Origin of the sequence: Thalassobaculum sp., assembly GCF_965223715.1 — a bacterium.
In the GTDB taxonomy this organism is placed as follows: Bacteria; Pseudomonadota; Alphaproteobacteria; order Thalassobaculales; family Thalassobaculaceae; genus Thalassobaculum.
This window is the reverse complement of sequence record NZ_OZ245012.1, coordinates 2286903-2309347: the sequence shown is the minus strand read 5'-3', so window position 1 is coordinate 2309347 and position 22445 is coordinate 2286903. Positions and strand designations below refer to the sequence as shown.

Genomic DNA, 22445 nt, shown 5'->3' with positions numbered 1-22445 from the left:
CCATGCGGTCGCTCGAAGCCCTGCCGCGCTTCCGCAATCTGGACGAACTGGTTCCCTGGAACGCCCAGTCGCAGATGCTGGAATGCGTGGCGGTGCTGCCGGAAACCGCCAGCGCCCGCACCTACTGCTTCCAGACGCCGGAGGAGAGCTGGTTCCGCTATCAGCCGGGCCAGTTCATCACCCTGGAGATCCCGCTGCCGTCGGGGCCGATCCACCGCACCTACACCCTGTCCTCCAGCCCGTCGCGGCCGATGCTGATCGCCATCACCGTGAAGCTGCAGGAGGAGAGCATCGGCACCCGCTGGCTGTTCGAGAACCTGCAGGTCGGCGGAAGGCTGAAGGCGTTCGGGCCGGCGGGGTTCTTCTCCTGCCACACCTGGCCGTCGGACAGGTATCTGTTCATCTCCGCCGGGTCGGGCATCACGCCGATGATGTCCATGACCCGCTGGTTCTTCGACCAGGGCCGGCATTGCGACATCGCCTTCATCAATTGCGCCCGGCGGCCCTCGGAAATCATCTTCCGGGCCGAGCTGGAGCGCATGGCGGCGCGCGTACCGTCGTTCAACCTCGCCTGGGTGGTGAGCGAGGCCGACCCCTACAGCGTGTGGACCGGCTATCGCGGCCGGCTCAACGGGCTGATGCTGGAGCTGATCGCACCGGATTATTTCGAGCGCGAGATCTTCTGCTGCGGCCCGGCCGCCTTCATGCAGGCGGTGCGCGACGTGCTGAACGCCGCCGGCTTCGACATGGAGCGGTACCACGAGGAGAGCTTCCACGCCCCGGTGACCGATCCGGCGGCGGTGGACGAGCCGGACGACGTCATCCCCGACGAGAGCAAGAAGGCGCGGATCCGCTTCGTGGACTCCGACCTGGAGACGACGTGTCTGGAGACCGACACCATCCTCGCCGTGGCGCGGGAGGCCGGGCTGAACATCCCCAGCGGCTGCCAGTTCGGCGTCTGCGGCACCTGCAAGATCCACGTGACGTCGGGTCAGACCCATATGGTCCATAACGGCGGCATCCGCGAGGATGAGGTCGAGGAAGGCTACGTGCTCGCCTGCTGCACCCAGCCGATCGGCACGATCGAAGTCGCGGTGTGAGGGCGCTCTCCCTTCTCCCTCTCTCCCGTACTCCCCGGATTTATTCCGGGGCCTACGCGTAAGCGCGCACAACCCTCTGTCAGGTCGCGCTGATCCGTAGGCCCCGGAATAAATCCGGGGAGTGAGGGGAGAAGGGGAGAGCGGACGTCCGCGCGCCGATGCCGCATCCCTCCGGCGGAACCGGTTGCTCCGCCTGCTGTTTCCCTGAGGTCGTTCCCGACCACAGGCGGACAGCATGACCACCCCACCTTCCCCCGGCAAGCACAGCGCCACCGAGCACGACCCGGACACCCCGTTGGACGAGTCGCCGGCGGGAGGCTGGGGGTCGTTGCGGGGTGTCGCCCGCATCTTCGGCGAGTCGGACACCTCGTCCCGCGCACTGGGCATTCTGTCGACGCTCAACAAGCCGAAGGGCGTGATGTGTTCGTCCTGCGCCTGGGCAAAGCCGGCGGAGCCGCACACGTTCGAGTTCTGCGAGAACGGGGCGAAGGCGACCCTCTGGGAGCTGGACGAGCGTCGGGCCGATCCGGATTTCTTCGACGCCCGCTCGCTCACGGATCTTCGGACCTGGCATGACCACGATCTGGAGAAGGCCGGGCGCCTGACCACGCCGATGCGCTATGACGCGGACGCGGACCGCTACTTGCCGGTGAGCTGGGACCAGGCCTTCGCGGAGATCGGCCGCGAGCTCAAGGCGATGGACCCGCAGGAGGCTGTGTTCTACGCCTCGGGCCATGCCGGGCTGGAGGCGTCGTATCTCTACGCCCTGTTGGCCCGGGCGATGGGGCACCAGAACCTGCCCCAGTCCTCGAACATGTGCCACGAAACGACCTCGGTGAACCTTCAGACCTTCATCGGCACGCCGGTCGGCACCTGCACGCTGGAGGATTTCGATCACTGCGACGCGATCTTCTTCTTCGGCCAGAACACCGGCACCAACAGCCCGCGTTTCCTGCATACGCTGAAGCGGGCGGTGGAGCGCGGCTGCCGCATCGTCACCTTCAATCCGCTGCGCGAGCGCGGATCGATCGAGTTCGTAGACCCTCAGGACATCGCCCAGATGACCATCGGCGCGCCGACGAAGATCTCGGAGGCCTACTACCAGGTGCGTCCGGGCGGCGACATCGCGGTCCTCGTCGGGCTGATGAAATGCGTGCTCGCCGCCGAGAACAAGGCGCCGGGCCGGGTGATCGACCATACGTTTATCGATAGCGAGACCGTCGGGTACGAGCAGACGGCACTGGCCGTCTCCGCCGCTTCCTGGGACGAGATCGAGAAGCATTCCGGGCTGACCCGCGCGATGATCGAGGAGGCGGCCGAGATCTATATCGGCGCCGAGAAGACCATCGGCATCTACGGGATGGGCCTGACCCAGCATGTGAACGGCTGGCTCAACCTGGGCATGCTCTGCAACATGCTGCTGATGCGCGGGAATATCGGCAGGCTCGGCGCCGGCATCTCGCCGGTGCGGGGCCATTCCAACGTGCAGGGCCAGCGCACCGTCGGAATCGGCGAGAAATCCGCCCATATGCCGGCCGAAAAGCTGCGCGATCTGTTCGGCATCGAGCCGCCGGAAGAGGAGGGGATGAACGCCGTCCATGCCTGCGAAGGTATCCTCGACGGACGGGTGAAGGCGATGATCTCGCTCGGCGGCAACCTGCTGCGCGCGCTGCCGGATCGCGAGCGCATGGAGCATGCCTGGCCCAAGCTGCGGCTGACGGTACATATCGCCACCAAGCTGAACCGCTCACACCTGGTGCCGGGGGAGGTCTGCTACCTGCTGCCCTGTCTCGGCCGGACCGACCAGGACATCCAGGAGACGGGCCTCCAGGCGGTGTCGATGGAGGATTCCCTGTCGCATATCTACGGCTCCCTTGGTCAGGCCGAGCCGCCGGGACCGGAGGTGAGGTCGGAGACCGCGATCGTCGCGGGGCTGGCCAAGGCGACCTTGCCGGCCAATCCGGCGCTGAAATGGGACGCGTGGACCGGCAACTACGACCTGATCCGCGACCTGATCGCCCAGACCTGGCCGGATAAGTTCGCGGACTTCAACGACCGGCTGTTCGAACCGGGCGGGTTCTACAAGGGCAACCCGGCGCGTGAGCGCCGATGGGAGACGCAGAGCGGCAAGGCCCAGTTCACCAAGCCGACGACTCTGTCCGCGCTGGGTGAAGCGCCCTTGGGTGAGGATGTGATGACCCTGGTCACCCTGCGCTCCAACGACCAGTTCAACACGACGATCTACGGCTTCTCCGACCGCCTGCGCGGGCTGGAGGGCAGCCGCGAGGTGGTGCTGATCAACCGTGACGAGATGGCCCGCCTCGGCCTGGAGGAGGGGCAGGAGGTGGCGCTGGTCTGTGCGGTGGATGACGGGGTGATGCGCCGGGTCGACGGGCTGACGGTGACCCCCTACGACCTGCCGCCGGGCTGCGTGGCCGGATACTACCCGGAACTCAACCCGCTGGTGCCGCTCGGCTATCACGAGAAGAACTCGCAGACGCCGGCCTACAAGGGGGCGCCGGTCCGGATCGTGGCGGGATAGCGATGATTTAACGCGCCCCGTCTCCCCGGCCTTGCGCCGGGGCCCAGAATAGGGGAACGCCGGATCAGTGGGGCTAAATCACCAGCGCCCCTACACGCTCTCCCCTAGATCCCGGCGCACGGCCGGGAAGATCGAATTCTACCCATTTGAACACTCCCCGGACTTGTTCCGGGGCAAGGCTGCGGCGTGACGGATCGATCGGCCGCGCATGTCCCTACCCTCGCCCCGGAACAAGTCCGGGGAGTGCGAGGTGGTTGGGAGATTAGCCCTTCTTCGCCCCCTCGCGCACGATCTCCACGATCCGCGACAGGTCCTGCGCCGCGCGGCCCTGGAACACGCCGTGCTGCATCACCAGCCGGGCCGCCTGGCACACCCACATGGGCACGCCCAGCGCCTCGCCCTGCTGGATGGCCAGGTTCACGTCCTTCATCAGGATTTCCACCGTGGCGCCGAAGTCGAAGCTGCCCGGCACGATGTTGTTCGGAAAGACGTTGGTGGTCGCGAAGTTCTTGCCGGTGCCGTTGTTCAGCACCTGCAGCATGGCCTCCGGCGCGATCCCGCCCTTTTCGGCCATGGTCATCGCCTCCGACGTGGCGACCAGCCCGACCGCGAACAGGATGTTGTTGGTCAGCTTCATGGTCTGGGCCGCACCGGGCGTCTCGCCCGCCACCACGACCGTGGGCCCCCAGGCGCGGAACACCGGGTCCAGCCGGGCGACGGTCGCCGGATCGCCCGACACCATCACCGCGAGCGTCCCGGCCTCGGCCCCGGCCGGCCCGCCGCTGATCGGCGCGTCGATCACGGTCACGCCGTGCTCGGCGCAGGCCCGCTCCACCTCGGCCACGAATGGCCCGCCGACGGTGCAGGTGTTGACCAGGGTCTTCAGCGCGCCGCCGGTCAGCAGCTCCGCCAGCGCGTCGCGGAAGATCGCCAGGGTCGGCAGCGAGACCACGACCGTGTCGCAGGCGTCGGCCAGATCCTTCAGCGACGCCGCCCGCCGGGCCTGGCGGTCGAGCAGCGGCTGCATCGCCGCCTCGCGGATGTCGTAGACCCAGAGTTCGTGGCCGGCATCCAGCAGCTTGCCCGCCATCGGGCGGCCCATATTGCCGATACCGAGAAACCCGATACGCATCGTCCTTCCTCCCATGGATGGCCGGGAGGGTCGTCGCGGCCGGACCGGTGCCTCCCTTGTGCCGATAGAAGCGGGTCCCGCCGACGCGTTCGCCCGGCGGGACCCGGTGGCCGTTACTTCTTCAGGCGCGGCTTCTCGATGCCGGCGAGGTCGCAATGGGCGTCGACCATGGCGGAGAAGTCCTGGGAGCCGAAGCCGCGGGCGCGGGCGGCGCTGAACATCTCGCGGGCCGCCGCCGCCATGGGCATCGGAACCTTCGCGGTGTTCGCCGCCTGCATGATCAGCGACAGGTCCTTGTGCGCCAGGTCGATGGTGAAGCCCGGAGAGGTGTCTCCGGCCAGCACCTTGTCCGGCCAGTTGATCTTGAGCTGGCCGTTCATGGCCGTGGTGCCGTAGATCACGTCCAGCGTGCTCTCCAGGTTCAGCCCCAGGCCCTGCGACAGGGCCAGCGCCTCGGCGTTGAACTGGCAGGAGGCCACGGCCAGGAAGTTGTTCACCAGCTTGGTGCGCGTGCCGGTGCCGACCCCGCCGCAGTGATAGATCGTCGTGCCCATGGCCTCGAGCATCGGCTTGACCAGCTCGAAATCCTCCGGCTCCGCACCGACCATGAACAGCGACTCGCCACGATCCGCATGGGCCGCCAGACGGCCGACCGGGGCGTCCACATAGCGCAGGCCCCTGGCCTTCGCCTGGGCGGCGAGATCGTCGGTGGTACCCGGCTCGACCGTGCTCATGTCCATGATGAGCGCGCCCTTCGGGGCGTTAGCGATGATGCCGTCCGCACCGCCGACCACCTCGCGCACGACCGGGCCGTCGGGCAGCATGGTGATGATCACGTCGCTCTTCTTGGCGACCTCGGCGGCCGTGGGCGCGCTGGAGGCCTGAAGCTCCTCGAGCTCCTTCACCGCCGCCGGATTAATGTCGTTGACGACGAGGCGGAAGCCCTTGCGGGCCATGTTGGATGCCATCGGGCGCCCCATGCGCCCGAGCCCGATAAATCCGATATTCATAGAGATGGTCCTCCCGATGTGGTTGGCCTCCCTTGTAGGGGGCCGGCGCCGGGCGGGCCATACGTGAAATGTCGGGTGCGGCGTCAGCGCCCGGCCCGGGCCCGGGCCTCTCGGTCATAGGCGAAGTATTGCCGGTGGGTGGCGATGTGGTCGGCCACGTAGAGGGCGTCGTGCCACACCCCCCAGATGAAGGACGAGCCGCGCCGCGACAGCCAGGGCAGACCGACGAAATACAGGCCCGGCTCGACCGAGACGCCGCGCTTGTGCCGCGGCTTGCCGGCGGCGTCGAAGGCATCGACCTGCAGCCAGCCGAAATCGTATTCGTAGCCGGTCGCCCACAGGATCGTGCTCACCCCGGCGGCAGCCAGGTCGAGTTCCAGGATCGGGTCGGTGACGCAGGCCGGGTCGGGCGGGATCACCCGCATGTCCGGCTCCTCGGGCAGATCGAGGCCGTTGCGGGCGATATAGGCGTCGGCCTGGTCCAGTTCCGACATCAGGCTCTCGTCGCCGCGCGCCAGGTTGTCGGCCAGGTCGGGGGCGAAGCGGATCGTGCCGTCCGCGTAACCCGCCGTCATGCCGACGAGGGTCATGCCGCGCTCGGCCAGCCGACGGAAATCGACGGTGTGACCGCCATAGGCGCCGCTGACCGCGATGGTGACGTGCTGGGTGTCGGGATCGGGCGTCTCCGCGTCCCAGCGGCCGAGCACGCCGAGCCACCAGCAATAGTCGCGCTCCCGGTAGCGGCGGGGATAGCGGTTATGCGGGCCGACCGAGAGATAGACTCGGCGGCCCGCCCGCAGCAGCTCGTCGGCGATCTGCGCGCCCGACGATCCGCAGCCGACCACCAGCACCGCGCCCTCGGGGAGCTGGTCGGGGTTGCGGTAGGCGGCGGAATGCATCTGCGTCACCGGCGCGTCCTGCGGCACGATGCGGGGGATGACCGGCCGCTGGAACGGGCCGGTGGCGGCGACCACGTATTTCGCGTCGATCACCCCGTCGGAGGTCTCCACATGGAAGCCGGGCCGGTCGGGATGACGGGTGACCTTCGTGACGTCCACGCCGCAGCGGATGGGGGCCGAGACCTTCTTGGCGTACTCGGCGAAATAGGCCGCCACCCGTTCCTTTCCGGGGAAGCCGTCCGGGTGCACATCGTCGAACTCCAAGCCCGGGAAGCGGTCGTGCCAGGCGGGGCCGTTGGCGACGAGGGAGTCCCAGCGGCCGGTCCGCCAGCGCTCGGCGATCCGGCCGCGCTCCAGCACCAGATGCGGCACCTCCAGGCTGCCCAGATGTGCGCTCATCGCGACACCCGCCTGGCCCGCGCCGACGACCAGCGTCTCGACCTGTTCAACCATGTCCGTTCCCCCTGCAATCCCGGTCAGAAGCCGACTCAATCAGGTTCGTCGGGGTTCGCAAAGGGGGCTCGCTGTCGCGCCAGGCGGTCAGTCGATGGGCTCGCCCGCCCGCGGGTCGATGGGAAGCTTGTCGGCAAGGCCCGTCAGATCCTCCAGCAGGGCGGCAGCGGCGAGCAGACCGGCGTCGTCGTGCGGCTTGCCGACCACCTGGATGCCGACCGGGCGCCCGTCCTCGGTGAAGCCGGCGGGCAGGGAGAGCGACGGGCAGGCGGTCAGGGTGATGGACGAGGTGGTCGCCGAGGCGGCGATGTAGTTGTCGAACTTCACCCCGTCGACGCCGTCGATCCGGGTCTTGTTGACGTCGTAGGGCGGCAGCACGGTGACCGGCAGCAGCAGCAGGTCGTAGGTCTCGAAGAACGCCGCGACCCGGCGGTAGAAGGCGGCCCGCTCGCGCTCGGCCCAGGCGATCTGCTCCGGCGTCAGGGCCAGACCCTTCTCGGTGTTCCAGATGATGTCCGGCTTGATCTGGTCGCGGTGGGTCTTCAGCCGCTCGCCGTGGTTCACCACGAAGATCATGGCGCGCAGGATCTGGAACGCCTCGCCGATCTGGCCCATTTCCGGGCAAGCTTCCTCCACCGGGATGCCGAGGGTCTCGAAGTTGCGGACCGCGTCGCCGATCACCCCGCGCACGGCCTTGGAGATCGGCGCCACGCCGCCCAGATCCGGGGAGAAGGCGACCCGCTTCGGCCACCAGCTCCTTTTGTCGGCCAGGGCCGCGTCCACCGTGCCGACGAAGCTACGCTCCGGCGCCGGGCGGCTCATCGGATCGCGTGGGCATTGCCCGGCCATCGTGTCCAGGAACAGGGCGATATCCGGCACGTTGCGCGCCATCGGCCCTTCCACCGAGCTCGGGCTGAAAAGGTTGTTCGAAGTCCCCCGCGTCACCCGGCCGGGCGAGGGGCGCAGGCCGACGACGGAGGTATGGGCGGCCGGGCCGCGCAGGGAGCCTCCATGGTCGGAGCCGTGGGCCAGCCAGACCTCGCCGGTCGCCAGCGCCACCGCCGCGCCGCCGGACGACCCGCCGGGGGTCAGCGAGGTGTTCCACGGATTGCGCGTCTTGCCGAAGACCGCGTTGTAGGTGTTGCCGCCGGCGCCGAATTCCGGGGTGTTGGACTTGGCGATCACCAGCCCGCCGCGCTCCTCGATTTTCTCGACCAGGGGATGGGAGCTCGCCGGGACATGGTCGGCATAGATCGGCGAGGCGTAGGTGGTGCGAACGCCCTTGACGTCCATCAGGTCCTTGATCGCCACCGGCAGGCCGGCGAGCCAGCCGGGTGCGCCCTTGCCCGGCCGCTCGGTCAAGGTCTTCGCCGCCTCGCGGGCGCGGTCCAGGCACAGGGTGGGCAGGGCGTTCACCGCCGGCTCCACCTCGGCGATGCGGGCGGCTGCGGCGTCGATCAGCTCCAGCGGCGAGACGTCGCCCAGGTCGAGCAGCCTTACCGCCTCGCGGGCCGTCAGCTTCGTCAGGTCTGTACTCGCCGCCATCGTCTTCCCCTGCTGGTGAGGAGAAACTCAAGCAAGCGGGGGCGGCAGGGTAAAGATGCCAATTCGGCAGGACAGGATGCGGGTGCCGAACCCGGCTTGTGACAGCCCGGACAGGCTCCTATCGTCGCAACACACCCAAAAACAAAATCGTGAGGAAACTGCCGTGACCGCTCCCGAAAGACTGCGCGCCCTTCTGGCCGAACCCGGTTTGATCGTCATGCCGGCGGTCTGGGACGGTCTCTCCGCCAAGCTCGCCGCCCAGGCGGGCTTCAAGACGGCATTCCTGTCGGGGTCCTGTGTGGCGGCCAGCCGCCTCGGCGGCCCGGACCTGGATCTGGTGTCCTTCGGCGAGATGTTCGACAGCTTCAACATGGTGCATGCCGCCGCCCCAGAGACCCTGGTGCTAGCCGATGGCGACCATGGCTACGGTAATGCGATGAACGTGCAGCGCACCGTTCGGGCCTATGGCCGCGCCGGGGCCGCCGCCGTCCTGATCGAGGACAAGATCACCCCGCGCGCCCTGACCGCCGCCGGCAAGCCGTGTCTCTCGCGCGACGAGGCCCGGATGAAGATCCGCGCGGCGGTGGAAGCTGCGAAGGAGTCGGGCATCCTGGTCCTGGCCCGCACCGACTGCCGCCCGACCCAGGGCATCGACGAGGCGGTGGCGCGGATCGAGATGTATGTGGAGGAGGGGGCCGACATCCTGTTCCTCGACTCGCCCGCCGATAATGACGAGATCCGCCGCGCGGTCGAGGCCGCCGCCGGCCGACCGTCCTTCGCCGTCCTGTCGCCTGGCGCGCCGCGCGCCTGCCCGAGCCAGAAAGAGGCGGCCGAGCTCGGCTTCAAGATCGGCACCTACCCGACCGGGATGCTGTCCCCGGCGATGGCCGGCATGAAGGCGGGTCTGGCGGCATTGGCCGCCGGGCAGGCAGAGGCGTCCAGCGCCCTGTCCCCGGCGGAGTTCCGCGACACGCTCGGCTATGGCGACTACGACAGCCAGGCCAAGCCGTTCATCGTGCCGACCTGACCGTCGCCATCCGATCCGCTGGGGCTGCCCGCCTCAGCGGATGAACCGGTCCACATAGTCGGCGCCCAGGCCGACTTCCTCGAAGTGCTTGCGGCACATGTCGATCTTGGTGAACACGTCCTCGTAGCCGAGGTGCTTGCCCCAGGGATCGCAGTAGTACATGACGCCGTTGACCTGGAAGTAGGTGATCATCTCCTCCACGTCGTCCGGCACCACCAGGGTGTGGGTCTCGCCCGGCGGCTCGTAGACATAGCCGCCTTCCTCGGCGACCCAGTCATGCTCCAGGTAGTACCAGCGGCCCTTCAGCACGAAGCCGTGCACCGCGTTCGGGTGCCGGTGGCGCGACAGGACCCCGGACTTGGTCACCTTCAGCAGGTTCATCCAGTAGCCCTGGGAGACATTCAGACAGAGCGGGCGGAAGAACACGTTCTCCGCCTGCTTGACCCAGAGCCGGTCATCCGTCGGGATCGCGTTCGGAACGACGATCTCCGCCTGGGCTTCCTTGGGAAAGGGGAGCTGATAGGGTACCATCGGGTCCTTGTCGGGGGCTTCCAAAGGCATGGCTGTCTCTCCGTTTTCTTGATTTTCGGTCGTCTTCCCGTGGGTCACATGGCCGCGTAGCCGCCATCCACGTTCAGGATGGTGCCGGTGATGAAGGAGGCGGCGTCGCTCGCCAGGAACAGGGCGGGGCCCGCCAGTTCCTCCGGCTGGCCCCAGCGGCCCATCGGGGTGCGGCCGGTAATCGCGGCGTTGCGCGCCTCGTCGCTGCGCAGGTTCACGGTCAGCGGCGTGGCGATCCAACCCGGGGCGAGCGCGTTCACCCGGATGCCCTCGGCCGCATAGGCGATGGCCAGCGACTTGGTGAGTTGGGCGACGCCGCCCTTCGACGCCGCATAGCCCGGCACCAGCCCGCCGCCGAAATAGCTCAGCATGGAGGCGATGTTGATGATGCAGCCCTTCGCCGCCGCCAGCTTGGGCCGGAAGGCGGCGCATAGGCGCATGGTGCCGTTCAGGTTGATGTCGATCACCTGGGCGAAGACCTCCGGCTCCAGCTCGTCGCCGCGGCGGATCACGCCGGCGGCATTCACGAGCACGTCGAGCCGGTCGCGGCCGGCGGCGAGGTCGGCGATGGCCGCCGCGTCGGTCACGTCGAGCGATTGGAAGCTCAGGTTCCGCTCCGCCTCCGGCAGTTCCCCGACCCCGGCGCCGGTGACGGTGTAGCCGGCCGCCGCGAAACCCCGGGCGATGGCGAGACCGATGCCGCTGGTGCCTCCGGTGACGAGGACGGAACGAGAGGCGGGTGCGGTTGACATCGTGTATTTGTCCATATTATGGATATTAATCTATTATATGAGAAATTACATGGGTTGGCTTTGCTGTCAATCGGGCACGGTCGCCGATGCCTCCCAGAGGAGCAGGATATGAAGCCGGGACCGGTTCAGGGGGCTCAGAGCTTCTCGCGCAGCATGGCTGTCCTCCAGTGCGTGGCCGATGACGCGCAGGGGCCGAGCGTGGCCGATCTGGCTGATCGGCTCGATCTGACCCGCCCGACCCTTTACCGCATCCTCGCCTCGCTTGAGGCGGAAGGGCTGATCCGGCAGCGCGGCGACAAACGCTATGTGCTGGGCAGCCGGCTGATCGGCCTCGCTCACCGGGCGCTGGCCCAGCAGGACATCCGCACGCTGGCCCGCGACACGCTGGAGGCGCTCCGGGACGAGACCGGGGAGACGGTGCATCTCGCCGTTCGGATGCTCGACGAGATGGTCTATATCGACAAGGTGGAGAGCCCGGAGCTGGTCCGCATGGCCTCCACCGTGGGCACGCGGGTGCCGTTCCATACCAGCTCGGTGGGCAAGGCGTTCCTGGCGGCGCTGCCGGCGGACGAGGCGGACGCGGTGATCGGCCGGCTTGCCCTTTGCGCCGTCACGGACCGGTCGGTGACAGATGCCGCTGGCCTGCGCGCCCGGGTCGCGGCCGCTCGCCGGCTGGGCTACAGCTCAGACGAGGAGGAGAACGAGACCGGGATCGTCTGCTTCGGCGCGGCGATCCGGGACGGGGCCGGAACGCCCGTGGCCAGCGTCAGCGTGTCGGTGCCGACCTTCCGGCTGCGCGACGACCGGTCGGCGTATTGGCGACCGCTGCTGGCGACCTGTTCGGCGATCTCCCGGCAGTTGGGCGGGTGAGGAGGGAACTTTCCAAACCTCTTCTCACTCCCCGGACTTGTTCCGGGGCAAGGCCTGGGCACGCATGGACCCGGGGCCCGTCACGCGGAAGCCTTGCCCCGGAACAAGTCCGGGGAGTGAGAAAGAGGAGGAAATAAGAACACCATTTAAACCCGTCTTCCCGGCCTTGCGCCGGGAAGACGGAGATGGAGGAGGCCCTCACCCCCGCGCCGCGATCGCCTTCCAGACCCGCTCCGAGGTCGCCGGCATCTGGATGTGGTCCACGCCCAGCGGCGCCAGGGCGTCAACCACCGCGTTGATCACCGCCGGCGGGGCGGCGATGCAGCCGGCCTGGCCCACGCCCTTCGCCCCCAGCGGGTTCGCCGTCGTCGGATCGCCGGCGAAGGTGACGTCGAACATCGGCAGGTCCACCGCCCGCGGCAGGGCGTAGTCCATCATCGATCCACTGAGAAGCTGGCCGCTGTCCGGGTCATAGGCGATGCGCTCGCCCAGCGCCTGGCCGATGCCCTGGACCACGCCGCCATGGAGCTGGCCCTCGGTGAGCTGCGGGTCGTACACGCTCCCGTAATCGTCCACCGCGATGTAGCGCGTCAGCGTCACTTGGCCGGTCTCGCGCTCGATCTCGACCTCGGCGACATGGCAGCCCCCGGGGAAGGTGAAGGGCACGTCCCGGCGGAACACGGCGGTGTCCAGGCCCTTCTCGCCGGTCTCCGGCGAGGCGTCGCTGCTGCGCGCGGCGGCGGCGACCTCCAGCAGCGACACCGAGCGGTCGTCGGTGCCGGCACGGAACCGGCCCTCGCTGAAGGTGACCGTCTCCGGATCGGCCTGAAGCAGCCGGGCGGCGAGGGGGATTGCCTTCTCCAGCATGGCGTCCATCGCCAGCATCAGGGTGCCGGCCCCCATATGCATGGTCCGCGCGCCTCCGTGTCCGGCGCCGGTGCGGGTGGCGAAGGTGTCGGCCTGCACGTACCGGAAGGCGTCCATCGGCAGCCCCAGGCGTTCGGAGGCGAGGCGGGTGAAGACCGTCTCGTGGCCCTGCCCGTTGGATTCGGTACCGGTGGCGAGCTCGACCTTGCCGTCGGCGGCGAAACGCACCTCCACCTCCTCCTGCGGCGCGCCACGGGAGCTTTCGAGGAAGCAGGCGATGCCAAGGCCGAGCAGCTTGCCGGACTTGGCGGCCTCGGCCCGGCGGGCTTCGAAGCCGTCCCGGTCGGCCAGGGCCACGGCGTCGTCGAGATTGCCCCGGAACCGGCCGCAGTCGAGCACCGCGCCCAGCGCCTTGGGGTAGGGGAAGGTGTCGACGATGTTGCGGCGGCGCAGGTCCACCGGATCGAAGCCGCAGCGCCGGGCGGCGGCGTCGATCAGCCGTTCGATGACGAAATTCGCCTCCGGCTTTCCGGCGCCGCGATAGGCGTCGACCGGGGCGGTGTTGGTGAACACGCCCCGGCTGCGCATGTGGATCGCCGGGATCCGGTAGACCCCGCCCATGGCGGTGGAGGCGGCGTTGGTGGCGGCGTTCGGCCCGCCGCTGGAAAGATAGGCCCCCATATCGGCGACCATGTCCACGTCGAGCGCCAGGAAACCGCCCTCTGCATCAAGGGCGAGCCGGGCCTTCGACGTCACCGCACGGCCATGGACCGCAGCGGCCAGTTCCTCGCCGGTGGTGGCGAGCCAGCGCACCGGCTTTCCGGTCCGGCGCGCGGCCCAGAGCAGGCAGACCCATTCCGCGAACAGGAAATTCTTCAGGCCGAACCCGCCGCCCACGTCGTCGGCGCGCAGGTGAAACCGCTCGGCCGGCAGCCCGAAAACCGGACCGGCCAGATCGGCGCGGATGCCGTGCAGCCCCTGGCCCGTCAGGTCCATGGTGAAGCAGTCGCTGGTCGCGTCGTACTCGGCGACGGCGGCCCGTGGCTCGAGCGGGAAGGCGGAGACCCGCTGGTTGTCGAGCTCTAGCTCGATCACATGGGCGGCGGTCTCCATCGCCGTCGCCACCGCATCCGGGTCGCCCTTCACGAAGCGATAGGCGCAGTTGCCCGGCGCCTGCGGCCAGATCTGCGGCGCGTCCTCTTCCTCAGCGTCGGCGACGTCCATGACCGTCGGCAGGTCGTCATACTCGACCATCACCGCCTCGGCGGCGTCGGCGGCGGCCTCCGCACTCTCGGCGACGATCAGGACCACCGGCTCGCCCACATAGCGCACCCGGTCGACGGCCAGCGCGTGGTGCGGCGGGATGATGATCGGCTCGACGGTGGCGGCGACCACGCTGCAGGGCATCGGGCCGATGCCGTCTGCCACCAGGTCCGCGCCGGTCCACACGCCCACCACGCCGGGCATCGCGGCCGCGTCGGACACGTCGATGGCGGTGATCTCCGCATGGGCGAGGTCGGCGCGCACGAACCGGGCGTGGAGCTGTCCGTCGCCGGGCCGGTCGTCCACATACCGGCCCCTGCCGGTCAGGAAACGCTGGTCTTCAAGGCGCAGGGAGGGCTTGGCGGCGGGTGAGGTCGTCACGGTCGGTTCCCGATTTTCAGATGGCGTCGGCGATAGGCGTCACCATAGCAGGAAAGTGCCCCGGCATAAGAGACCGGCACCCGGGGGCGTTGCGTCCCCGGCCCGGCGGCTCTAAACCGCACGCCTCTTTCTTGCGCTGGAGTTCCCATGTCCGCAGATGCCCCGAATCCCGATGCCATGCGACTGGAGACGGCCCGCCGCGCCGCGGAGGAGGCCGGACGCCTGGCCCGCCGGTTCTTCGAGAACCGTGAAGCTCTGCTGATCGAGGCGAAGGGGCCGCAGGACCTCGTGAGTGCGGCTGACCGGGAGGTGGAGGAACTGATCCGCCGGGAGATCGCCCGGGACTTCCTCGAGGACCGGGTGCTGGGCGAGGAATTCGGCACTGGCGGGGCCGGCGATAGCGAGGCCGGGGGCGACGGCGCGACCGGCTGGGTGGTCGATCCGATCGACGGCACCCAGAACTTCCTGCGCGGCATTCCCCAGTTCGTCGTCTCCATCGCCTATCGCGAGGCTGGGGAGGCGCGGGTCGGGGTGATCCACGATCCGAACGCCGGTGAGACCTTCTGGGCGACCGTCGGCGGCGGCGCCTTCCGCGACGGCACCGCGATCCGGGTCACCGAGGCCGCCCGGCTGGAGGAGGCGGTGATCGGCGTCGGCCATTCGCCGCGCCATGCGCCGGAAGTCTTCAACCGCACCATCACCGCCCTGATCGACGCCGGCGCGCAGACCCGTAACTACTGCTGTGCGGCGATCCAACTCGCCTATGTGGCCGACGGGCGGCTCGACGCCACCTGGGATCCCTATCTGCTCGACTGGGACGTGGCGGCCGGCATGCTGATCGTGCGCGAGGCGGGCGGCGACGGCGTGCCGTTCCGGCCTGGACGCAAGGGGCCCCATGCCGACACTCTGATCGCGGGGACGCCGGGCCTGCTGGAGCAGTTCCGCAGCCGGACCCGGATGTTCGACGACTGATCGAGGACCCTTCGATGTTCTACGAACCCCGCAGCGGGCACGGCCTGCCGCATGACCCGTTCAAGGCCATCGTCGCCCCGCGGCCGATCGGCTGGATTTCCACCGTCGACCGGGACGGCCGGAACAACCTGGCGCCCTACAGTTTCTTCAGTGCCATCAACACCAACCCGCCGATGGTCAGCTTCACCAGCGAGGGGCTGAAGCACAGCCCGGCCAATGCCCGGGACACCGGTGAGTTCGTCTGCAACCTCTCCACCCTGGCGCTGGCGCAGCAGATGAACGCGTCCTCTGGCCCGGTCGGGGCCGGGGTGGACGAGTTCGAGCTGGCCGGGCTGAAGACGGCCCCGTGCCATCTAGTGCGCCCGCTGCGGGTCGCCGCCTCGCCGGCCGCGCTGGAGTGCAAGGTCACCGATTTCATCCAACTCAAGAACCTGCAGGGCGAACTGACGACCCGCTACATGGTTCTGGGCGAGGTGGTCGGCGTCCATATCGACGAGGCCTATCTGAGGAACGGCCTGTTCGACACCGCCGCGGCCCAGGTGCTGGCGCGCTGCGGCTATATGGACTACGCGGCCGTGACCGAGGTGTTCAGCCTGCGCCGTCCGGACGCCGCCGAGTAGCCCGCCTCAGAACGGATCGTTCGCCGGCCTCCGGCGGTTCTGGTTGCCCAGCTCCAGGGACCACCGCTGCATCAGCTCGACATCCGGCGGCTCGGCCGAGGCGGGGGTCAGGATGGCCGACTGGCCCCTTGCGTGCTGGGCCTGGGCGGCCTCGCGGACCTCGCTCGGCGTCATGCCGAATTCGTCGCGGAACCGGGTGGCGAAATGGCTTGGACTGGTGAAGCCGTAGTCCAGGGCGATGTCGAAGATGCCCCGCTTCATCTGGGTTTCGTTGCTGAGCGCCACGAAGCAGGCCATGAGCCGGCGGCGCAGGATGTAGCCCCGCACGCCGCCCTTGTCCTGGAACAGACGGTACAGGGTCGCCCGCGACATCCGGTACTTGGCGCAGATGCTGGCGACGCTGAGATCGGGATCGCCCAGGTTCTGGTCGATATGACGCTGCAGGGCGGTGAGCGTGCCGTCACGGGCATCGACGGAATGCGGGTCGCCGTTCGCGATCAGGACCTGGAGCAGCCCGAACAGGGCCTGGCAGAGGATTGGGGCGTCCGCGGCCGAGGCCGCCGGCAGCGTCTCGCGCAGGGAATGCATGAAATCGCTCAGCAGCCGTCCCGCGGTGCTGTCCAGGCCGAACAGCGGTCCGTGTGTCTCATGCAGGCTCGGCAGGTGCTCCGCGACCATCAGCCTCGGCAGCGCCAGGGTCAGAGCCTCTGCGTCCGTGCAGGAGGAATGTACCTCGTAGCCCAGATTGACGGCATTGATCACGCCCGGCGCCATCACGTAGGTGCGGCCGGCGTTTTCCACATGGTTGGTGCCCTGCAGGAAGAGCTGGATCGCCACCGGGTCTGAGTCGTCGTTGCGCCGAAGCCACGCCGGATCGCGGACGTATTGCTGTTCCGACAGATCGGTGTGGTAAAAATGGAAGCCGCCTGCGTTGTAGAAGTGGACCTTCGGCGCCCGGGTCGGGCGGCGCGGATCGACCAGCGGAACCGAGCGGAAATAGTGCGAGATCCCCGTCCGCCAGCGCCAGAACAGCTCCTCGTTCGACAAGGTGCCCGGAATAAGCGACACCGACGGCAGGGCCGAATCCAGCGCCATTTCGTCTTCCCCCAAACCGACGGGCAGGCCGGAATATCCATGCGCTGCCTTAGAGTCCCCACTCTTCGGCTATTCGCGGCACCCGTTGCGGAGTGCCTGGGCGCTGGTCGGGCTGTCTTCACCATCCGCGATCGACCCGCCGACCGGCATTCCCTCTATGCCGGTCAAATGCTGGGGGTCTGGACAGTGACTCAACCCAAACGCTGCATACGGGAGCATCCTCGATAATTACGCGAAACGTCAATATCCTCATTCGGAAAAGGGAAGATTCCGGCCCGGATTTCCGGCGTTTCTCGGCGCCGCGAGGGCCAGGTCGGACATCGTGCGGCGGCGGTGATGATCGCTTGCGATAATATGAATGATGGTTCATTATTCATTCCAGGCATCAGGAGGAAACCAGGAATCATGACCATCGGAACGACTTCCGCCGCCAGGCAGGACGCCGCCCCCAAGAACGACGCCGCCCAGTACGACGCCGTCATCATCGGCGCCGGGTTTTCCGGGATGTACCAGCTCCATCTGCTCCGCGACCGCCTCGGCCTGAAGGCCCGGGTGATCGAGCGCGGCGACGGGGTCGGCGGCACCTGGTACTGGAACCGCTATCCGGGTGCGCGCTGTGATTCCGAGAGCCACTCCTACAGCTACTATTTCTCCGACGAGCTGCTGAAGGAGTGGGAGTGGTCGGAGCGCTATCCGCAGCAGCCGGAGATCGTTCGCTACCTGAACTTCGTAGCCGACAAGCTGGACCTGAAGCGCGACATCCAGTTCGGGACGACGGTGACCGGCGCGGTCTATGACGAGGCCGCCAACCGGTGGCTTGTGTCGACCGACGACGGTGCGACCCTGTCGGCCAAGTACCTGATCACCGCGGTCGGCTGCCTGTCCTCGGCCAATGTGCCCGACATCCCGGGCCGCGACAGCTTTAAGGGCAAATGGTACCACACCGGCCAGTGGCCGCATGAGGGCGTGGACTTCACCGGCAAGCGGGTCGGTCAGATCGGCACCGGCTCGACCGGCATCCAGGCGGTGCCGGTGATCGCCGAGACCGCCAAGCACCTGACCGTGTTTCAGCGCACGGCCAACTACTCGATCCCGGCGCAGAACCACCCCCTGTCGGACGAGTTCAAGAGCTGGGCGCGGGAGAATATCGACGAGATCCGTCAGACCATGCGGGCCTCGACCAACGGTCATCCGTTTCTGATCAGCGAGCGCAAGGTGTTCGACGTCTCCGCGGAGGAGCGCCGCCGGATCTACGAGAAGGCCTGGGAGGTCGGCGGCCTGCGCTTCCGCGCCTCGTTCCAAGACCTGCTGTTCGACAAGGCGGCGAACGACACCGCGGCCGACTTCCTGAAGAGCAAGATCGGCGAGATCGTGAAGGATCCGGAGACCGCCAAGAACCTCGCGGCGATCGACCATCCTTTCGCCACCAAGCGCCCGCCGATCGATACCGGCTATTTCGAGGCCTATAACCGCGACAATGTCAGCCTGGTGAACCTGCGCGACACCCCGATCGTGGAGATCACCGAGAAGGGCGTGAAGACCACCGAGGGCGAGTACGAACTGGATATCATCGTCTTCGCCACCGGCTTTGACGCCATGACCGGTTCGCTGCTGAAGCTCGGCATTGTCGGGCGCGACGGCGTGACCCTGAACAAGGCCTGGGAGGCGGGGCCGCGCACCTATCTCGGCATCCAGGCGGCCGGGTTCCCGAACATGTTCACCATCACCGGCCCGGGCAGCCCCTCGGTGCTGTGCAACATGCCGGTCGCCATCGAGCAGCATGTGGAATGGGTCGCCGACTGCATCGAGACGATGGAGAAGGACGGCATCGACCGGATCGAGCCGACCGAGGAGGCGGTCGCCGGCTGGGTCGATCACGTGAACGAGGTCGCCAACGCCACCCTGCTGCCCCAGGCCGGCCATTCCTGGTACCTGGGCGCCAACGTGCCGGGCAAGCCGCGGGTCTTCATGCCCTATGCCGGCGGGATGGCCCGCTTCCGCGGCATCTGCGACGAGGTGGCGGCGAAGGGCTACGAGGGCTTCGTGCTGACACGTGACAGCGCCGACAGCCAGGCCGAGGCGGTCAACGCCTGAGCCGATCCCGGTCATTCTGAATCCCTGAGACCTGGCCCCCTAGACCCAGGTCCCTGTCCTGGGTCAACGGTGGTGATTTCCGCCGTTGACCCATTTTTTTAGATTATTTAATCTATCGATCGATTAATTAAGGAGATCGGTTTGGCGGCGAGGGCCCAGACGCGTAAGGCAGGACGCCCGCACGGCGCGCCGGACACGAGGGAGGCCTGCCTGGAGGCGGCCGAACGACTGTTCGCGACCCAGGGCTTCGCCGCCACCGGCCTGCGCCAGATCGGCGCCGCCGCCGGCGTCACCATCGCCACGCTGATCTACCATTTCGGCTCCAAGGAGAAACTGTACGGCAAGGTGCTGGGACGGATCGCCGACAGCATCACGCCCTACATGCCCGCGCCCGAGGGGTTCGAGGCGGATCTGGACGGCGTCGTCGCGATGGTCGAGCGCTTCCTCGACTGGTCGCTGGACCACGGCGACTATTCAGCGCTGCTGCTGCGCGAACTGATGGAGAACCCGTCGCGGGCGGCTAAGGCGCGACGCTGGTACCTGCTGCCGCTGATGGAGGCCTATGCGGCGGCGATCCGGGCCGGGCAGGAGGCGGGACGGTTCGGTCCCTGCGATCCCGAGATGTTCGGTTTCTACGTCACCGGTGCCATCACCCATTTCCAGGCCTCCACCGTCACCATCCAGCAGATGCTGACGGTGGGCAGCCGGGGCGAGGTGATCGACCGGTTCCGCGCCACCCTGCGCGCCAATGTGAGGGCGATGCTGATGCCGGCCGTACCGTCACCCGGCCGATAAGGAGAACCTGCCGTGACGCGCCTGCCATCGGCCGAGACCTGTGTCCTGCGCTATGCGCTTGAGCGTCATGCGGCCGAGCGTCCGGACGACGTCTACGCCGTGTTCGAGGATTGCGGGCGCTGGACCTTCGCGGAGACTCTGGCCCATGTGCGGTCGACCGCGGCCGGCCTCCAGCGGCTTGGGGTCGGGCGAGGCGACGCTGTGCTGGTGATGATGCCGAACGGGGCGCTCGGGCTGCGGGCCATGTTCGGCGCGAACTATCTCGGCGCCGTCTCGGTGCCGGTGAACCCGGCCTATCGTGGGGCGATCCTGGAGCATGTGGTCGCCGATTCCGGCGCGACGATTGCCGTCGTCCATCCGGACTGTCTCGACCGGTTGTTGGAGGTATCGACCGGCGCTCTGACCCGAATCGTGGTCGCGTCACCCGACCCGGCGAGGGAGACGCCCGAGGGCCTGACCTTGCACGGCCAGACCGTGCTGCTGGAGGAGGGGGCCGAGCCGGTGCTGCTTGAGGCTCCGATCGAGCCCTGGGACACCCAGTCGATCATCTTCACCTCCGGCACGACCGGCCGCTCGAAGGGTGTGCTGTCCTCCTATCTCCATTGCTACACGGCGATGAATCCGGAGACCTGGACCTGCACCCGGGCCGACGACCGGCACCTGCTGCACATGCCGATCTTCCATATCGGCGGCGCCTTCATCGCAGCGATGGCGCTCTGCGTCGGCGCATCCATCGCCGTGGTCGACCGGTTCCGCACGGACGATTTCTGGCCGGTGGTGCGCCGGCTGGAGGTGAGCTGCGTCTTCCTGCTCGGAGCCATGGCGACTTTTCTGCTGAAGCAACGCCCGACCCCGGAGGACCATGACCATGGTCTGCGCGCCGTGATGATCGTACCGCTGGGCCAGGCAGGACCTGAGTTTCGGGCCCGGTTCGGCGTCGACGTCTACACCCTGTTCAACATGACCGAGATCAGCACGCCGCTGATCTCCGGCGCCAATCCGTCCAAGCCGAACATCTGCGGCCGCCCGCGCGCCGGTGTGCAGGTGCGGCTGGTCGATGCCAACGACATGCTCGTGCCCGACGGCACGCCGGGTGAGCTGATCATCCGCACCGACGATCCCTGGACCATGACCCACGGCTATCACGGTCGCCCCGAGGCGACGGCGGCGGCCTGGCGCAACGGCTGGTTCCATACCGGCGACATGTTCGTGCGCGACGCCGACGGCGATTTCCAGTTCGTCGACCGCCTGAAGGACGCGATCCGTCGGCGCGGCGAGAACATCTCCTCCTACGAGGTGGAGGCCGAGATCCTCGCCCACCCGGACGTCCGCGAAGCCGCCGTGGTGGCGGTGCCGAGCGACGCCACCGAGGACGAGGTGCTGGCGGTCCTGGCGCCGGTGGAGGGGCGGATCATCGATCCTTCGGCCGTCATTGCCTTCCTGGAGCCCCGTCTGCCGGCGTTCATGATCCCGCGCTACATCCGCGTCGTCGATGCCCTGCCGAAGACGCCCACCGCCAAGGTCGAAAAACACGTGCTCCGCGCCGCCGGGCTCACCTCGGACTGCTGGGACCGGGGCGACCGGCGCGGCCCGCCCGTTCCGTCGAAAGTTGAAGGACCGCCGTCATGACCAAGCCCGTCATCCGGGTCTATACCGACTACAAGAGCCCCTATGCCTTCGTCGCGGTGCGGCCGACCTACGCGCTCGAGGACCGGTTCGACGTGGCGCTGGAGTGGCGACCCTACACCCTGCGGATCGAGGAATATCTTGGGGCGGTTGACACCCGCACCGAGCATTCCTGGCGCCGGGTGCGCTATTCCTACATGGATGCCCGCCGCTACGCCAATAAGCAGGGCCTGACCCTGAAGGGGCCGGTGCGGGTCTTTAACGGCTACTACGCCAATGCCGGCATGCTGTTCGCCCAGCGGGCGGGATTCTTCCGGGCCTATAACGACGCCGTGTTCGAGCGGTTCTGGAAGCGCGAGCTCGACCTGGACGTGCTGGCCGAGATGTCCGCGCTGGTCGGCGAGCTCGGCGGTGATGCGGCGGCCTACGAGGCCTACGTGGAGGGCCCCGGCCGGGCCGAGATGGACGCGGTCATCACCGAGGCCGAGGCCATGGGCGTGTTCGGTGTGCCGATGTTCGTGTTCCAGGGAGAGTTGTTCTGGGGCGGTGACCGCATCGACCTGCTCTGTGAGCGGCTGCGCGAGCACGGGGTGGCCGAGCGGCCTGCCGCGACCGCCTGAACCGGTCGCCCTATGCGGGAGGATTGTGGGTCGGCGGGGCGGATCCACGGACCGCTGCGACGCCTAAATCCGGCTGGGTTTCACCCCGTGAAATGACCGATGAGTCAGTATTCATAGACCTTGACAGCCGAAGCGTTCGGTCACCATGCTCCGGACAATAAGACCACAAAAAAATCCGAACCCTCGCCACCTGTCGTGATGCAAGAGGGTCGTCATCAAGT

The 22445-nt window shown here is 68.0% G+C and carries 18 protein-coding genes; 10 read left to right on the top strand and 8 right to left on the bottom strand.

Features of this window, described 5'->3' with window-relative positions; all coding sequences use genetic code 11:
• Positions 1 to 2 precede the first annotated feature (2 nt).
• Both ACOQOP_RS10670 and ACOQOP_RS10665 read left to right on the top strand, forming a co-directional pair.
• Positions 3 to 1100: a 2Fe-2S iron-sulfur cluster-binding protein gene (locus ACOQOP_RS10670; protein WP_420566319.1), complete on the top strand. Its 1098-nt coding sequence runs from the start codon at positions 3 to 5 to the stop codon at positions 1098 to 1100.
• Between the two features lie 235 nt (positions 1101 to 1335).
• Positions 1336 to 3642 (top strand): FdhF/YdeP family oxidoreductase, encoded by a 2307-nt coding sequence (locus ACOQOP_RS10665; protein ID WP_420566318.1) that lies wholly within the window; start codon positions 1336 to 1338, stop codon positions 3640 to 3642.
• Between the two features lie 262 nt (positions 3643 to 3904).
• On the opposite strand, the gene ACOQOP_RS10660 is transcribed toward ACOQOP_RS10665, so the two are convergent.
• From ACOQOP_RS10660 to ACOQOP_RS10645, 4 genes are all read right to left on the bottom strand, one after another.
• Positions 3905 to 4774, bottom strand: a complete 870-nt coding sequence (locus ACOQOP_RS10660; RefSeq protein WP_420566317.1) for an NAD(P)-dependent oxidoreductase — start codon at positions 4772 to 4774, stop codon at positions 3905 to 3907.
• A 113-nt stretch (positions 4775 to 4887) separates the two neighbouring features.
• The gene (locus ACOQOP_RS10655) at positions 4888 to 5742 is read right to left on the bottom strand and encodes an NAD(P)-dependent oxidoreductase (protein WP_420566316.1); all 855 of its coding nucleotides are present in this window, start codon (positions 5740 to 5742) and stop codon (positions 4888 to 4890) included.
• A gap of 125 nt (positions 5743 to 5867) precedes the next feature.
• Positions 5868 to 7136, bottom strand: a complete 1269-nt coding sequence (locus ACOQOP_RS10650; RefSeq protein WP_420566315.1) for a flavin-containing monooxygenase — start codon at positions 7134 to 7136, stop codon at positions 5868 to 5870.
• Between the two features lie 87 nt (positions 7137 to 7223).
• On the bottom strand, positions 7224 to 8681 hold the full coding sequence (locus ACOQOP_RS10645) for an amidase (RefSeq protein ID WP_420566314.1): 1458 nt from the start codon (positions 8679 to 8681) through the stop codon (positions 7224 to 7226).
• Positions 8682 to 8844: 163 nt separating this feature from the next.
• On the opposite strand from ACOQOP_RS10645, the gene ACOQOP_RS10640 reads away from it, so the two are divergent.
• Complete coding sequence (locus tag ACOQOP_RS10640; protein WP_420566313.1) at positions 8845 to 9708, top strand: isocitrate lyase/PEP mutase family protein; 864 nt, start codon at positions 8845 to 8847, stop codon at positions 9706 to 9708.
• 33 nt (positions 9709 to 9741) lie between these two features.
• On the opposite strand, the gene ACOQOP_RS10635 is transcribed toward ACOQOP_RS10640, so the two are convergent.
• The gene (locus tag ACOQOP_RS10635; protein ID WP_420566312.1) at positions 9742 to 10269 is read right to left on the bottom strand and encodes a 2,4'-dihydroxyacetophenone dioxygenase family protein; all 528 of its coding nucleotides are present in this window, start codon (positions 10267 to 10269) and stop codon (positions 9742 to 9744) included.
• Positions 10270 to 10313: 44 nt separating this feature from the next.
• Positions 10314 to 11021: an SDR family NAD(P)-dependent oxidoreductase gene (locus tag ACOQOP_RS10630; protein WP_420566311.1), complete on the bottom strand. Its 708-nt coding sequence runs from the start codon at positions 11019 to 11021 to the stop codon at positions 10314 to 10316.
• A 153-nt stretch (positions 11022 to 11174) separates the two neighbouring features.
• On the opposite strand from ACOQOP_RS10630, the gene ACOQOP_RS10625 reads away from it, so the two are divergent.
• Positions 11175 to 11891, top strand: a complete 717-nt coding sequence (locus ACOQOP_RS10625) for an IclR family transcriptional regulator (RefSeq protein ID WP_420566310.1) — start codon at positions 11175 to 11177, stop codon at positions 11889 to 11891.
• A 198-nt stretch (positions 11892 to 12089) separates the two neighbouring features.
• Here the strand turns inward: ACOQOP_RS10625 and ACOQOP_RS10620 are convergent, their stop codons facing one another.
• Positions 12090 to 14402, bottom strand: coding sequence for a xanthine dehydrogenase family protein molybdopterin-binding subunit (locus ACOQOP_RS10620; RefSeq protein WP_420566309.1), 2313 nt, complete (start codon positions 14400 to 14402; stop codon positions 12090 to 12092).
• Positions 14403 to 14549: 147 nt separating this feature from the next.
• Between ACOQOP_RS10620 and ACOQOP_RS10615 the strand changes: the two genes are divergently transcribed.
• Positions 14550 to 15374: an inositol monophosphatase family protein gene (locus tag ACOQOP_RS10615; RefSeq protein ID WP_420566308.1), complete on the top strand. Its 825-nt coding sequence runs from the start codon at positions 14550 to 14552 to the stop codon at positions 15372 to 15374.
• 14 nt (positions 15375 to 15388) lie between these two features.
• Positions 15389 to 15994 carry a flavin reductase family protein gene (locus ACOQOP_RS10610; RefSeq protein ID WP_420566307.1) on the top strand — a complete coding sequence of 202 codons (606 nt, stop codon included), beginning with the start codon at positions 15389 to 15391 and terminating at the stop codon, positions 15992 to 15994.
• Positions 15995 to 16000: 6 nt separating this feature from the next.
• Here ACOQOP_RS10610 and ACOQOP_RS10605 read toward each other — a convergent pair whose 3' ends face one another.
• The gene (locus ACOQOP_RS10605) at positions 16001 to 17089 is read right to left on the bottom strand and encodes an AraC family transcriptional regulator (protein ID WP_420566306.1); all 1089 of its coding nucleotides are present in this window, start codon (positions 17087 to 17089) and stop codon (positions 16001 to 16003) included.
• A 405-nt stretch (positions 17090 to 17494) separates the two neighbouring features.
• Between ACOQOP_RS10605 and ACOQOP_RS10600 the strand changes: the two genes are divergently transcribed.
• The 4 genes from ACOQOP_RS10600 (at position 17495) to ACOQOP_RS10585 (ending at position 22224) form a co-directional block, all read left to right on the top strand.
• Complete coding sequence (locus ACOQOP_RS10600) at positions 17495 to 19183, top strand: flavin-containing monooxygenase (RefSeq protein ID WP_420566305.1); 1689 nt, start codon at positions 17495 to 17497, stop codon at positions 19181 to 19183.
• Positions 19184 to 19324: 141 nt separating this feature from the next.
• Entirely contained in the window at positions 19325 to 19978 is a 654-nt protein-coding gene (locus ACOQOP_RS10595) for a TetR/AcrR family transcriptional regulator (RefSeq protein WP_420566304.1), read from the top strand.
• A 12-nt stretch (positions 19979 to 19990) separates the two neighbouring features.
• Entirely contained in the window at positions 19991 to 21607 is a 1617-nt protein-coding gene (locus ACOQOP_RS10590) for an AMP-binding protein (RefSeq protein WP_420566303.1), read from the top strand.
• Positions 21604 to 22224, top strand: a complete 621-nt coding sequence (locus ACOQOP_RS10585) for a 2-hydroxychromene-2-carboxylate isomerase (protein ID WP_420566302.1) — start codon at positions 21604 to 21606, stop codon at positions 22222 to 22224. The genes ACOQOP_RS10590 and ACOQOP_RS10585 overlap by 4 nt, the downstream gene beginning before the upstream one ends.
• Positions 22225 to 22445 lie beyond the last annotated feature (221 nt).

Excerpts from the sequence above, each read along its gene's own strand:
- ACOQOP_RS10625 (WP_420566310.1), top strand. The coding sequence starts at position 11,175 with ATGGCTGTCCTCCAGTGCGTGGCCGATGACGCGCAGGGGCCGAGCGTG.
- ACOQOP_RS10660 (WP_420566317.1), bottom strand. The coding sequence starts at position 4,774 with ATGCGTATCGGGTTTCTCGGTATCGGCAATATGGGCCGCCCGATGGCG.
- ACOQOP_RS10670 (WP_420566319.1), top strand. The coding sequence starts at position 3 with ATGCGGTCGCTCGAAGCCCTGCCGCGCTTCCGCAATCTGGACGAACTG.
- ACOQOP_RS10655 (WP_420566316.1), bottom strand. The coding sequence starts at position 5,742 with ATGGCATCCAACATGGCCCGCAAGGGCTTCCGCCTCGTCGTCAACGAC.
- ACOQOP_RS10635 (WP_420566312.1), bottom strand. The coding sequence starts at position 10,269 with ATGCCTTTGGAAGCCCCCGACAAGGACCCGATGGTACCCTATCAGCTC.
- ACOQOP_RS10645 (WP_420566314.1), bottom strand. The coding sequence starts at position 8,681 with ATGGCGGCGAGTACAGACCTGACGAAGCTGACGGCCCGCGAGGCGGTA.
- ACOQOP_RS10665 (WP_420566318.1), top strand. The coding sequence starts at position 1,336 with ATGACCACCCCACCTTCCCCCGGCAAGCACAGCGCCACCGAGCACGAC.
- ACOQOP_RS10600 (WP_420566305.1), top strand. The coding sequence starts at position 17,495 with ATGACCATCGGAACGACTTCCGCCGCCAGGCAGGACGCCGCCCCCAAG.
- ACOQOP_RS10605 (WP_420566306.1), bottom strand. The coding sequence starts at position 17,089 with ATGGCGCTGGATTCGGCCCTGCCGTCGGTGTCGCTTATTCCGGGCACC.
- ACOQOP_RS10585 (WP_420566302.1), top strand. The coding sequence starts at position 21,604 with ATGACCAAGCCCGTCATCCGGGTCTATACCGACTACAAGAGCCCCTAT.
- ACOQOP_RS10630 (WP_420566311.1), bottom strand. The coding sequence starts at position 11,021 with ATGTCAACCGCACCCGCCTCTCGTTCCGTCCTCGTCACCGGAGGCACC.
- ACOQOP_RS10610 (WP_420566307.1), top strand. The coding sequence starts at position 15,389 with ATGTTCTACGAACCCCGCAGCGGGCACGGCCTGCCGCATGACCCGTTC.
- ACOQOP_RS10615 (WP_420566308.1), top strand. The coding sequence starts at position 14,550 with ATGTCCGCAGATGCCCCGAATCCCGATGCCATGCGACTGGAGACGGCC.
- ACOQOP_RS10650 (WP_420566315.1), bottom strand. The coding sequence starts at position 7,136 with ATGGTTGAACAGGTCGAGACGCTGGTCGTCGGCGCGGGCCAGGCGGGT.